The following is an 11897-nucleotide window of genomic DNA, read 5'->3' on the forward strand; positions in this document are numbered from 1 at the left end:
TCCCGCCGCCATTCTTGACCGGCCCGACCCGCAGCCTGTTCCCGCAGTGCACAGCGTGCAACGGGAGCCTGAGGGGAACTCGCACTTACAGATTTACGAAGTGCTTGTTCATGAAAGCGAACCTAGTACACGAACCCGCTTCGGCGGTAGTCCCCATCGCGAGTTGTAAGCCGGTCGCTCAGCATCACACAGATGACGCGGCCGCCTGTAATCGATTCCGCCGCCGATTTCGAGCTTACGCCGGACAAAAGCGTATAGGTTTAGACCATTTGCAAGCCAATAGGCCGAACGGCCCAAGCGCGGCGGTGGTGGCCCGCCGCGCTCGGGCAGCCCGGATCAGCCCGTCGCGATGCTGAACACGTGCAGCGCACCCTTGCCTGTCAGCGCTGACGGCAGCGTCACGCTGCGAACGCGCTTGGCCGGGTCGAGTGCGATCGGCGCCGTGCCGTACAGGTGCACACCGATCTGGTGCGAGGTCCCGCTCGTGCTGTTGCGGTAGGGCATGCGAAGCACGATGCGGTTGCCGTACTCCAGCGGGTCCGATCCGGAGCCTCCGCGCGCCCAGTCGGTGAAACCGAGTTCACCGGTGACCGACGTGCCATCTGTGTAGTTCACAGTTACCGCACCGACAACCTTGCCGTTGGAGGCAGTGCCGAGGAACGAGAGCTTCGAAGCCCCAGCAGGAGCATCGAGGTTCACCGTCTGCCCGGTGGCGAAGACGTTGTCCAGCTCTCCTGGAGCCGTCGCGGGCCAGTAGTGCGTGACGCCGTCGACTGTCACCGGACGGCCGCCCTCGATCCCACCGGCCGCGAGCGCGTCCCTGGAGAGGCTGTAGCCGAAGCCGTCCAGGTTGCCCACGGCCTGTGCGCTGTCCAGCGAGGTGCCCACGTTGTTGAACGCAGCGCGCAGACTGCCCGGCTGAGCCACAAGCACCGTGAGCGCCGAGTTCGACAGCACTGTGCCGTCCGGCGCCGTAAAGGTCACAGGGATGCGGTAGGTGCCCTCAGCCGTGCCAGGGGCGACCGTGACAGTGGTGAGCAGATCGCTCTTCCCGCTCGCGGGCACGGTCAGCTCGCTCGACGCTGGACTGACGCTCAGCCCGACCGGAGGCGAACCGGTGCTGAAGCGCACCTTCGCGCCCTTGCCGGAGAAGTCCTGCGCACCGATGCGCGTCTCCCCCTTGGCGCCCGCAGCGACAACAACGCGCGCGGGGTCGAGATAGCCGCGCTGGCCGGTCTCACCGTCACGGAACGACGGTGGGGCCGAAGCCGCCGCGGTGCCCCACGTGCCCTGCGGAGTCGCGGACAGCCCGAACTCCACAGTGCCGCCACGCTCCACAAAGGACTCAGGGAGCCACGTCTGGTCGGTCGCGACGCCGTTGTACTTCACGCCGGTGACGTACGGGACCTTCGCACCTGCACCGGGCGCCTTGATGACGAGCTTCTGGCCCGTGGGCCGCGAAACCACGACCTCCTCGAACAGTGGGCTATTAAGCACCAGCTCCGCGCGCCCGGGGATGACCGGGTACATGCCCATCGCGGCGAACACGTACCACGACGACATCTGCCCGAGGTCGTCGTTGCCCATCAGCCCGTTCTCCTTGGGGCCGAACAGGTCGTTGACCGCGCGCCGGGTGACTTCCTGCGTCTTATGAGGCGCGCCAGCGAAGTTGTAGAACCACAGCGAGTGCATGATCGGCTCGTTGCCGAGGAACGCGTGCGGCTCCTTCGGCCCCGCGTTGAGCTTCTTGAAGAAGAAGTCCAACCGCTTCTCCACCTCGCCGTTGCCGCCCATGGCGTCGAAGAGGCCGCGTGCGTTGTACGGCACCATCCACGTGTACTGCGCGGCGTTGCCCTCGACCCAGCCATCAGGGCTCGCGGGGTTGAACGGCTCCACGAAGGACCCGTCGGCGTTGCGGTTCTGGATGTAGCTCGACGCCGGGTTGAAGACGTTCTGCCAGTACTGCGCGCGTCGCATGAACTGCGTGTAGACCGTGCTGTCGCCCAGCCTGCGCGCGAGATCGGCGATCGCGAAGTCCGCGCTCGTGTACTCCAACGTGGTCGCGGGCGGCCCCCACACGCCCTTGGCCCCGTTGGCGATGTAACCGAGCCGTTGGTAGTCCTCAAGCCCCGGCCGCTCCACGTAGCCCTGCGTCGGCTGAGTGGCTCCGCGCAGCATCAGCAGCAGTGCCTTGCGGGCGTCGAAGTCCTTGGCGCCGAAGGCATAAGCGCTCGCGACCATGATGTGGTACGGGTCGCCGTTCATCACGCCGGTGTAGCTGTTGGCGACCGTCCAGCGGTCCCAGGAACCGCCCTGCTCGGCGAAGGCGATCATCGACCTGGTGATGTCGGAGGCCTCCTTGGGCGCGAGCATCGCCAGCAGCTGGATCTCCGAGCGGTAGATGTCCCAGCCGGAGAGGTTGGTGTAGATCGCGTGCCCCGGCTCGGCCCGGTGAACGCGCCCGTCGAAGCCCGGGTAGCGACCGTCCGCGTCGGAGAAGACGTTGGGCTGCACGAAAACGTGGTACAGGGAGGAGTAGAAGGTCGTGCGCTCCGCGTCGGTCCCTCCCTTCACCTTGATCGTGTTCAGCCGCTCGTTCCACGCGGCGCGCGCGGCGTCGGAGACCTGCTCGAGCGAGCGGTTGCCGTTCTCCGCCGCGACGTTGCCCTTGGCGCCGTCCACCGACACGAACGACAGGCCGAGCTTGACGTTCACCGGCTTGCCGTCGTCGGCGAAGGTGACGAAGCCGCCGGAGCCCGGCCCGGACACGGTGGTGTCCTCACCCCGGTGTTGTTCTTGCGCCACAGGCGAATCGGTGAGCTTGGCGGCGATCTTCGGCTTGGAGCCGCCGCGCTCGACGGTGCGGCCGGGCGTGACCGCCCCGTCCTTCCAGGTGCCGACGGAGGCGAACGGGCGGTCGAACTTGGCGTGGAAGTACACCCGGTACTTGTTCGACTTGGCGCCGCAGAACCGGCCGCTGGTCGCCCAGCCGCTCATCTCGTCCGCGCCGAGGGAGATCTCGGCGTCGTCGGCGCCCATGATCGAGCCGGACGTGTTGACCAGCAGGGTCGCCGGGCGGTTGGCCGGGAAGGTGAACCGGCCGGCGCCGCTGCGCTGGGTCACCGTCAGGTCCACCTTGGCGCCGGAGTCCAGCTGGACGCCGTAGTAGCCGGGGGTGGCCTTCTCGTTGGCGTGCGAGAACCCGGCCGTGTAGCGATCCGGGTCCACTGCGGGCGAGGAGGTGACCTCGCCGACGAACGGCATGAAGGGGATGTCCTGGTAGGTCGAGCAGCCCGCGCCGGAGAGGTGGGTGAGGCTGAAGCCCTTGAGCCGGTTGTCCTCGTAGAAGTAGCCGCCGTGCTGGTGCTTCACGGTGTCCGGGCTCCACTGGACCATGCCGAAGGGCACGTCGGCGCCGGGGAAGGTGTTGCCGGCACCGCCACCCGTGCCGTGGTCGGGGCCGCCGGGCTTGGTGCCGACGAAGGGGTTGACCCAGCGGGCCAGGTCTTCGTGAGCCGGATCTTGGACGGGTGCTGCTGTCGCTGTCGTCGTCGTGAGCGGAGCGAGCACCACGGCTAACGCGGTCGTCAGGGCCGCCGCGACGCGCCAGCGGCGCCGAGCGACGGGGGAACTCCTCTTCAAGGCCGTTCGCCTCCTGGGTTCGGCATCGTTGCCAGAAGCTGCGGGCCTGACAACCTTGTCGGTTGTTCACCGACCGGCAGGCTCCGCCGTCAACACCCTTCGGACGGTGTGTGGTTCGCGTCAAGAGCCGTCCGGGCGGTCTGTCTCGGCGCGGTCACGGAAATGGGCCGAATGTCGTAACAGTGCAAGGTCATTCGAGTTGTCGACCGCACCGATCAAGACGCCGTCAGGACGTTTGTCCGGTCGTGACGAGTTCCGCGAAGGGTGTTGACAAGCCGCTGAGACGACATGTTCCATTCGCCCCGATGACAACGTTGTCTGGTTCCGGGTCCCGCCGCGTGCGACGCGCCACGATGAGCGACGTCGCGCGGCTGGCGGGCGTGAGCATCAAGACGGTCTCGCGCGTGGTCAACGACGAGGCGGGCGTGCACCCGGCGACCGCCGAGCGCGTCCTGGCCGCCATCGAGCGGCTCGGTTTCCGGCGCAACCTGTCCGCGCGCAACCTGCGCCGAGGCTCGTCGACGGGCACCCTCGGCGTGATCCTCGAAGACGTCGGCAACCCCTTCTACTCGGTGCTCACGCGTGCCGTCGAAGAGGTGGCGCGCACGCAGGGCCGTCAGGTGCTGACGGGTTCCTCCGACGAGGACCCCGGCCGCGAGCGCGAGTTGGCGCTGGAGTTCTGCGCGCGCAGGGTGGACGGGCTGATCGTCGTCCCCGCGGGCATGCAGCACGGCTACCTCGTCCCGGAGATGCAGGCCGGGATGCCGGTGGTCTTCGTGGACCGCCCCGCCGGCGACGTCGTCGCGGACACAGTGCTCGTCGACAACATCGGCGGCACGGCTGATGCGGTCAAACACCTCGCTGCGCAAGGACATCAGCGGATCGCGTTCTTCGGTGACGCCCCGGACATCTTCACCGCGAGCGAACGCCTGCGCGGGTTCCGCGAGGGCTGCGCGCGCTCCGGGGTGCGCTACAGCGAGGAACTGGTGTTCATGGGCCCGCACACCGAGGCCGGGGTCGCGGCGCTGCTGGAGCGCGCCCTCGGCGGCCCCGAGCCCGCGACCGCGGTCGTCAGCGGCAACAACCGCATCACCGTGCACATGCTGCGCGCGCTCTACGGCCGTCCCGCGCGTCCCGCGCTGGTCGGCTTCGACGACTTCGAGCTGGCCGACCTGCTGAACCCGCCGATCTCGGTGGTGCAGCACGACGCGTCGATGCTCGGGCGAGCGGCGGCCGAACTGCTGTTCGCCAGGCTCGAAGGGGACAGTTCGCCACCGCGCCGGGTAGTCCTGCCGACGCGCTTGGTGGCTAGAGGATCAGGGGAGGTACGTCCGTGAAGCCTGCTCGCAGGGCTGAACCGTCTGCGCTGAAGCCTGTGACGCTCGCGGCCAACCAGCCGGACCGGTTCTACCGGGGCGGCGCCGCGATCGCCGAGCTGCGGGGCGCCGAGGACGCGGCCGAGTGGGGCCCGGAGGACTGGGTCGCCTCGATCACCACGCTCTTCGCCCAGCCCCGCGCCGGGCTCAGCTCCCTGCCTGACGGCACCCTGCTGCGCGACGCGGTGAGCGCCGATCCCGCCTCCTGGGTCGGCGACGAGCACGCGAAGGTGCTCGGCGGCGACACCGCGCTGCTGGTGAAGCTGCTCGACGCGGGTCAGCGGCTGCCGGTGCACGTGCACCCCTCGAACTCCTTCGCCCGCAGCCACCTCGGTTGCCGCCACGGCAAGACCGAGGCGTGGGTGATCGTCGGGACCAGCGGCCCCAATCCCACCGTGTACGCCGGTTTCCGCGACGACGTGGACGCGGCGACGGTCGAGAACTGGGTGTCCACACAGGACTCCGACGCCATGCTCGCCGCGCTGAACCCGATCCCGGTGAAGCCCGGCGACACGGTGTTCGTGCCCGCCGGGCTGCCGCACGCGATCGGCGAGGGCGTGTTCATCGTCGAGCTCCAGCAGCCCACCGACTTCTCGGTCCTGTTGGAGTGGACGGGTTTCGCCGAGCCCGGCGACCCGAGCGCGCACCTGGCCATCGGCTGGGAGACCGCGCTGACGTGCGTCGACCGCGACGGCTGGGGCACCAGGGTCGAGGACCTGGTGCTGCGCACGGCCGACCAGCGCTCCCCCGTCGTGCCGCTGTTCACCGAGCAGGCCTCGGCGTTCTTCAGGGCCGATCGCATCCACGCTGACTCCGCCGTGGACCTCGACCCCGGCTTCTCCGTGCTGGTTGCCTTGGAGGGCAACGGAACCCTGCGCACCGAGCACGGTGGCACGGTGCCGGTGAGGCGCGGGGACACCCTCGTCGTGCCACACTCGGCCGGATCGTCCCAAGTGGACGGTGGGCTCGTCGTGGTGCGCTGCCGCCCGCCCGCCCCGGAACACGTGGAGGCGAACTAGCCATGCCACTGCTGGAAGCACGCAACATCACCAAGAGCTACGGGTCGGTGGAGGCGCTGCGCGGCGCGTCGTTCTCCATCGACGCCGGCGAGGTCGTCGCGCTGATCGGCGACAACGGCGCCGGGAAGTCCACGCTGGTCAAGTGCCTCGTCGGGGCGGAACAGCCGACCTCGGGCGAGATCGTGCTCGACGGCAAGCGGGTCAGCTTCGACACGCCGACCACGGCGCGCCGGATGGGCATCGAGACCGTGTTCCAGGACCTCGCGGTCGCCCCGGACCTCGACCCGGCGGCGAACCTGTTCCTGGGCAGGGAACTCAAGCGCAAGGGCCTGCTCGGCGCGCTGGGCATGCTGGACAAGGCGGAGATGCGCAAGCAGGCCGCCGAGCGCTTCACCACCTTCGGCGTGACGTTGCAGAGCCTGGACGTGCCCATCGGCTCGCTCTCCGGCGGGCAGCGGCAGAGCGTCGCGGTGGCCCGCGCGGTCGCGTGGGCGAGCAAGGTCGTGTTCATGGACGAGCCGACCGCGGCGCTGGGCGTCGTGCAGCGCGAGCGGGTGCTCGAAGTCATCAAGCGCGTGCGGGACAACGGGATCGCGGTCGTGCTGATCACACACAACATGCCCGAGGTGCAGGCCGTTGCCGACCGCGTCGAGGTGATGCGCCTCGGCAAGCGCGTCGCGCGGCTGACGGGTGCCGACATGAGCCTGGAGAACCTGGTCGGCGCGATGACCGGCGCCCTGACGCAGGAGGAGGCGGCCTGATGTCACACTCCACTTTGGACTACGAGTCCACCGTCAACACCGAGCAGCAGAGCCTGGGCAAGCGGCTGTTCTCCGCGAACACCCTGTGGACCGGCCTGGTCCTGCTGGTGCTCTACGCGGTGTTCAGCATCATGCGCCCGGACGCTTTCCTGACCGTGTTCACCTTCCAGACGCTGCTCATCGAAGCCGCCGTGCTGCTGGTGCTCACCGTCGGCATGACGTTCGTGATCATCACCTCCGGGATCGACCTGTCGGTCGGTTCGGTGCTGGTCTTCGCGGGAGTCGTCGGCGCACAGGTCATGGAGGCGATGAGCCCGGACGGCGACGCCACCAACGCGGGCGGTGGCGTGATCGCGGTCGGGCTGCTGGCCACCGTGGTCGCCGGCGCGCTGTGGGGGCTGCTCAACGGGGCGCTCATCGCCAAGGCGAAGATCCCGCCGCTGATCGTCACGCTCGGCTCCTTCGGCGCGGCGCTCGGCGCGGCCCAGCTGCTCACCGGCGGCTCGGACGTGCGGACCGTGCCCGCGCAGCTGCGCGACTGGCTGGGCTTCGGCCAGACCGCCGGGGTGCCGCACATGGTGATCCTGGCGGCCATCGTCGCGCTGCACGGCGCGTGGCTGCTGCGGACGACCAGGTTCGGCCGCAACAACTACGCGATCGGCTCCAACGAGGAGGCCGCGCGGCGCGTCGGCATCAACGTGACCGGTCACCTGGTCGCGACCTACGCCTACGTCGGAGCGCTCGCCGGGCTCGCCGGGTTCATGTCGCTGGCCTACTTCGGCACGACCACGATCTCCGGTCACTCCACCGACAACCTCAACGCCATCGCCGCCGTGGTGATCGGCGGGACCAGCCTCTTCGGCGGGGTCGGCACCGTGCTGGGCTCGGTGATCGGCGTGTTCATCCCCGCCGTGTTGACGAAGGGCTTCGTGGTGATCGGCGTGCAGCCGTACTGGCAGCCGATCGCGGTCAGCATCGTGCTCGTCGCGGCGGTCTGGCTCGACCAAGTGCGCAGAAGAGCGCGCAACAGCAGGTAGCTAGCACAACGAAGTGCGAGAAGGTGGGACTTTCAATGCCGCTGAACAAGAACGTGGTCCGTATCGGCGCCGCCGTCGCCGCGACCCTGGTGCTCGCCGCGTGCGGCGGGGGCAAGATCGGTGAGTCCGGTGGGGGCGGTTCGCAGCCCGCGCCGAACAACAAGAAGCTCACGCTGATCACCGGCGTGAAGGCCGAGCCCTTCTACATCTCGATGCGCTGCGGCGCCGAGGCCGAGGCCAAGAAGTCCGGCTACGAGCTGAACACGCAGGAGCCGGACAAGTTCGAGGCGAGCCTCCAGTCGCCGATCGTCACCGGCGTGCTCTCCACCAAGCCCGCGGGCGTGCTCATCGCTCCGACCGACACCAAGGCGCTCGCCGCCCCGATGAAGCAGCTCACCGGCGCGGGCATCAAGGTCGTCGAGGTGGACACCGCGCTGGAGGACAAGTCCGTCGCGCAGTCCTCCATCTCCTCCAACAACGAGCAGGGCGGCCAGCTGGCCGCGCAGACGCTGGCCAAGCTCGTCGGCTCCGGCACGGGTTCGGTCCTGGTGCTCAACACCAAGGCCGGTACTTCCACCACCGACGCCAGGGCGAAGGGCTTCGAGGCGGAGATCAAGAAGTACCCGAACCTGAAGTACGTGGGTCAGCAGTACACCGACAACGAGCCGTCCGTCGCGGCGCAGCGGGTCTCCGCGACCCTGTCGGCCCACCCCGACCTGGTCGGCGTGTTCGCCACCAACCTCAACACCGGTGAGGGCGCGGCGACCTCGCTGCGCAACGCGAACAAGCAGGGTGCGGTGAAGCTCGTCGGCTTCGACGCCAGCCCCAAGCAGGTCGACGACCTGCGCAACGGCGGCGTGCAGGCGCTCATCGCGCAGGACCCGGCGTCCATCGGCTCCAAGGGCGTCCAGCAGGCCATCGCCGCGATCGAGGGCAAGCCGGTCACCCGCGACATCGCCACCGACCTCGTCGCGCTCACCAAGGACGACATGCAGTCGAAGTCCCAGTACTTCTACAAGCAGTCCTGCTGAGCCCTCGGGTTCTTCCCGGCCCCGGACGGTCTCCACCGCCCGGGGCCGGGGCATTTCCGCCGTCGGGGGTTGGGGCGTCTTCAAGACCAGCAAACCCCCCTGTTGATCATCGCTAAGCGCGTACTACGTCGGCGCGGCCGAGGGTTTGCCGTCGTTGAAGACCTCTGGGGCGGGGGTTCGGGGGTCTTGAAGACCGGCGAACCCGACGGCTTGCCGGACTCGGCCCGGGCCCGCCGAGTCCGCCCACGGCGTCCGTCCCGCCCCGCCCACCGCGTCCCGTTGCGCCACCGCCACCGCCTCGCTCACCGCCCCCGCTGCGCTCACCTCTCCCGTTGCGCCACCGCGTCCGTTGCGCCACCGCCACCGCCTCGCTCACCGCCACCGCTGCGCCACCGCCACCGCCACCGCCCACCGCGCACGTTGCGCCACCGCGTCCGTTGCGCCACCGCCTCCGCCCGGCTCACCGCTCCCGCTGCGCCACCGTCCCGCCCACCGCCACCGTTGCGCCACCGCGTCCGCCTGGCTCACCGCGCACGTTGCGCCACCGCGACCGCGACCGCCACCGTCCCGGCCCGCCCGCCGCCTCGCTCACCGAGTGCCGCCTGCCGAGTCCACCTCGCCGCGCCGCTTGGCCACTGCCTCGAAGCGTCTGTCCGCTCCGCACTCCGCAGGCGCAGGCCCACGCCGCGCGCGCCCACACGCCGCTCTCCGCAGCACCACACCCCGACGTCACCACCGGCGCCACGCGCCGCACCCCGAGATCACCCTCAACCTCTTCAGCGCAGACTGATGAACCCAATGTGGCATCGGGTACGTCTCGCGAAACAAATGCCACATTGGGTACGCAACCGCTGGGGCGGGGGCGCGGAGGCGGGGGTTACGGGGCGGCAGGCGTCGAGTCGCTAACGAGTGATGGTCTTTCCACCGAAAAGGCGATCACGAGCACCGAACGGCTTACTACGCTCGCCTACGTGCGCGCGATGGCGGCGGCCGATGACGCAACGGGTGACTTAGTCGCCATTCTGGGTACGGCGACGGCAGCCGTGGCCGTGGCGATCATCGGTTACGCGGTGTGGCGGGTGCGCCGCTCCGCGCTCGACGACGGGGAGCGCTCGCTGCTCGACGGCATGCGGATGACGGCGCAGGCGCAGGACCTGAAGCAGAAGGCCAACCGCAAGCAGCGGGAGCTGGCCGAGGACCCGAACACCGACCAGGGCTGGCTGGGGCTGCTCGCGGACAAGGCCGAGGTCACCGCCAAGCAGGTGGACGAGCACCTCCAGCGCCAGCACGCCGCGCTGACCAGGGCTCGCACCAGCTTCTGGGCCTCGACCGCGGCGGGCGCGGTCGGCCTGGTGCTGGTGTTCCTGGGGTTGTTCCTGGCGATCGACGACGACCCGAACTCCGGGATGGTGACGGCGTTGGCCGGAGCCGTCCCCTCGGTCCTCGCGGGGCTGCTGTACGTGATCTCCGCGCTCGCCGCGCGCGAAGCGGCCGACCAGTTCGAGAAGCTGTGCGTGAACGTCCGCCGCACGGAGCTGATCCGCGAAACCCTCCGGCTGAGCACGCAGCTGGCCGATCCGTGGCGGCGCGAGCGGGTGCACGCGGTGGTGGCCTTGCAGACGGTGTTCCCGGACGCCTCGCCCGCCGAGGTGATCCGTCTCCTCGGCGAGCACCACGACGAGCTGCCGACTCCCCCGCCGCCGCGCCCTGCCGAGCCGGAGGCGGAAACCTCGCTGGAGCTGTCGGACCGCGAACCGGCTGGTTAGCGCAGCACCACGCTCAGCACGGGGTTGTTCTCGAAGCGCTTCCAGTGGTGGTTGTCCGTCTCATCGCTCGCGCGCAGGCCGACGGTGACCGAAGCCAGCCCCTGCACGGCGGCGTCCTTGACCAGCGGCGTCACGTCGAAGGTCACGGGGCCCGACGGGCACGTGGAGCCGTAGCCCTTCGCCACCGACAACGTCGACAGCTTGGCCAGCCACTCCGGCTGCTTCTCCCAGGTCGTGGCCTTGCTGATCGGGCCGGTGCGCCACAGCTCGACGGGCCTGGGCGCGCACGACCACGCCCAGTTCTCCATGCCGGTGACGGAGGCGGAGGTGATCTCCCGCCCGCTGAGGCCCCTGGTGTCGAAGACGAAGAACGACCTCAGCCGGTGCTCGCCCGCGTCGTAGGTGCCCGCCTTGGCCGAGCCGGTGGAGTTCCAGTACGAGACCTTCGCGAAGCCAGAGTCGACCATCGTCCAGTTCGGCTTCGCCCCCGTGAAGGACAGCTCCGCCGCGACCGGGCCGGACATGCCCTCCGGGAGTCGGACCTCCACGGCGCCGGGCGCGACCACCGCGAAGCGCCCCGGCCGTTGCGCGGCATCGCCGCCCCGGGGCACCCCCACCCACGGCGTCGCGGCCGCGAACAGCGCTTGCCCCGCGCCGTCCACGAACTCCAACGCGCCGTCCCGGTCCCGAACCGTCACGCCCGCGGTGTCCAGCGCGAAGCGCAGCGGTCCGGCCGACGCCGCCTCGACCGTCAGCCGGACGCCGTCGGCGTTGACGCGAGCGATCACGTCGACGCCGGGCGAGGCCTGCCGGTAGCGGGCGGTGTTGCCGTCGAGCTCCGGCTTCGGCAGCGGGCCGGGCCAGCGGACGGCAGCGCTGCGCCCCGAGTCGGCCAGCCGCAGCAGTGGTTGGCCGCCGCCGCCGGAGAGCTGGACCTCTGTCGTGGTCGCGCCGGGAACGACTCGGTTCTCCACCACGCGCAGCGCGGTGTCGACCGGGACCCAGCCGCCGGGCGTGCGCACGCGCTCGGGGTGCACGGACCGGGAGGTGGTGAGGGTGCCGCCGGGTTCGGCGACGGTGCGGGAGTGGGCTTCCAGCGACTCGGTCAGCTCGACCGGGTGCCCCGACCGCTGTGCCTCCAGCAGCGCCGTCCGCTCCGCGGCGCTGGTGTCGGCGACCGCGGCGGGCGCCGTCGCGCACACCGCCACAAGGGTCGCGATCGCCAGAAAACCCTTGCCCCGCAACACAATCATGCAGAATCCGTC

General features: G+C 69.9%; 8 protein-coding genes. 6 read left to right on the forward strand and 2 right to left on the reverse strand.

Features of this window, described 5'->3' with window-relative positions; translation table 11 throughout:
• Window positions 1-336: 336 nt before the first annotated feature.
• Entirely contained in the window at window positions 337-3642 is a 3306-nt protein-coding gene (locus ABD798_RS30970; protein ID WP_344882705.1) for a GH92 family glycosyl hydrolase, read from the reverse strand.
• 353 nt (window positions 3643-3995) lie between these two features.
• Between ABD798_RS30970 and ABD798_RS30975 the strand changes: the two genes are divergently transcribed.
• From ABD798_RS30975 to ABD798_RS31000, 6 genes are all read left to right on the forward strand, one after another.
• Window positions 3996-4979 carry a LacI family DNA-binding transcriptional regulator gene (locus ABD798_RS30975; RefSeq protein WP_344883683.1) on the forward strand — a complete coding sequence of 328 codons (984 nt, stop codon included), beginning with the start codon at window positions 3996-3998 and terminating at the stop codon, window positions 4977-4979.
• 38 nt (window positions 4980-5017) lie between these two features.
• A complete protein-coding gene (locus ABD798_RS30980; RefSeq protein ID WP_344882708.1) occupies window positions 5018-6037 on the forward strand; it encodes a class I mannose-6-phosphate isomerase in 1020 nt (339 codons plus the stop codon).
• A 2-nt stretch (window positions 6038-6039) separates the two neighbouring features.
• Entirely contained in the window at window positions 6040-6798 is a 759-nt protein-coding gene (locus ABD798_RS30985; RefSeq protein WP_344882711.1) for an ATP-binding cassette domain-containing protein, read from the forward strand.
• Window positions 6798-7835 (forward strand): ABC transporter permease, encoded by a 1038-nt coding sequence (locus ABD798_RS30990; protein WP_344882714.1) that lies wholly within the window; start codon window positions 6798-6800, stop codon window positions 7833-7835. The genes ABD798_RS30985 and ABD798_RS30990 overlap by 1 nt, the downstream gene beginning before the upstream one ends.
• Before the next feature lie 35 nt (window positions 7836-7870).
• Window positions 7871-8866, forward strand: a complete 996-nt coding sequence (locus ABD798_RS30995) for an ABC transporter substrate-binding protein (protein ID WP_344882717.1) — start codon at window positions 7871-7873, stop codon at window positions 8864-8866.
• A gap of 980 nt (window positions 8867-9846) precedes the next feature.
• Window positions 9847-10632, forward strand: coding sequence for a TRADD-N-associated membrane domain-containing protein (locus tag ABD798_RS31000; protein WP_344883685.1), 786 nt, complete (start codon window positions 9847-9849; stop codon window positions 10630-10632).
• Here ABD798_RS31000 and ABD798_RS31005 read toward each other — a convergent pair.
• Window positions 10629-11885: a DNRLRE domain-containing protein gene (locus tag ABD798_RS31005; RefSeq protein WP_344882720.1), complete on the reverse strand. Its 1257-nt coding sequence runs from the start codon at window positions 11883-11885 to the stop codon at window positions 10629-10631. The two genes, ABD798_RS31000 and ABD798_RS31005, sit on opposite strands and share 4 nt — an antisense overlap.
• Between the last annotated feature and the right edge of the window lie 12 nt (window positions 11886-11897).

Source organism: Allokutzneria multivorans (assembly GCF_039537405.1).
GTDB classification, from domain to species: domain Bacteria; phylum Actinomycetota; class Actinomycetes; order Mycobacteriales; family Pseudonocardiaceae; genus Allokutzneria; species Allokutzneria multivorans.

Excerpts from the sequence above, each read along its gene's own strand:
- ABD798_RS30975 (WP_344883683.1), top strand. The coding sequence starts at position 3,996 with ATGAGCGACGTCGCGCGGCTGGCGGGCGTGAGCATCAAGACGGTCTCG.
- ABD798_RS30985 (WP_344882711.1), top strand. The coding sequence starts at position 6,040 with ATGCCACTGCTGGAAGCACGCAACATCACCAAGAGCTACGGGTCGGTG.
- ABD798_RS30990 (WP_344882714.1), top strand. The coding sequence starts at position 6,798 with ATGTCACACTCCACTTTGGACTACGAGTCCACCGTCAACACCGAGCAG.
- ABD798_RS30995 (WP_344882717.1), top strand. The coding sequence starts at position 7,871 with ATGCCGCTGAACAAGAACGTGGTCCGTATCGGCGCCGCCGTCGCCGCG.
- ABD798_RS31000 (WP_344883685.1), top strand. The coding sequence starts at position 9,847 with ATGGCGGCGGCCGATGACGCAACGGGTGACTTAGTCGCCATTCTGGGT.
- ABD798_RS31005 (WP_344882720.1), bottom strand. The coding sequence starts at position 11,885 with ATGATTGTGTTGCGGGGCAAGGGTTTTCTGGCGATCGCGACCCTTGTG.